This is a genomic window from Citrobacter sp. VF227 (assembly GCF_052950715.1).
Window position 1 is genome coordinate 1 of the sequence record NZ_JBRFVF010000246.1, and the last position, 523, is coordinate 523.

The 523-nt window shown below is 54.1% G+C and carries 1 pseudogene; it reads left to right on the top strand.

The annotated features are described in order from the left end of the window. Positions 1-6 precede the first annotated feature (6 nt). Positions 7-523, top strand: a pseudogene (locus ACU8YC_RS26140) (ATPase, T2SS/T4P/T4SS family); the annotation flags it as partial.

Consider the following 523-nt stretch of genomic DNA (forward strand, 5'->3'; position numbering starts at 1 on the left):
CCGTAGATGAATGTTTGCAGCGTGGAAGTACCGGTAAAGATCCCAATCGCCTGGCTTAGCCTAACTCAAATTCATCCCCGCGTCGGTCTCACTTTTCAGAGCGTATTGCGCGCTCTGCTGCGCCAGGGTCCCAACATAATCATAGTGGGTGAAATCCGCGATGGCGAGACTGCTGAAATGGCCCTTATAGCCGCACAAACAGGTCATCTGGTGCTATCAACACTGCATACCAATACCACCACTGAAACGCTGGTACGCCTGCAGCAAATGGTGGTTGCTCGCTGGATGATCGCCTCCGCGCTGACGCCCGTTATTTCCCAGCGGTTTGTAAGAAAACTTTGTCTCCACTGCCGACAACGTCTGGAAAAACCCATAACGCTCCCCGAAGCTGCCTGGCCTACGCCACTGCCACGTGGGCAAGCCGCTGGCTGCGAACACTGCTATCACGGATTTTATGGCCTTACCGCATTGTTTGATGGACTTCCCTTTTCGTCCGCATGTCTCCAATGCATCGCCAACGGGA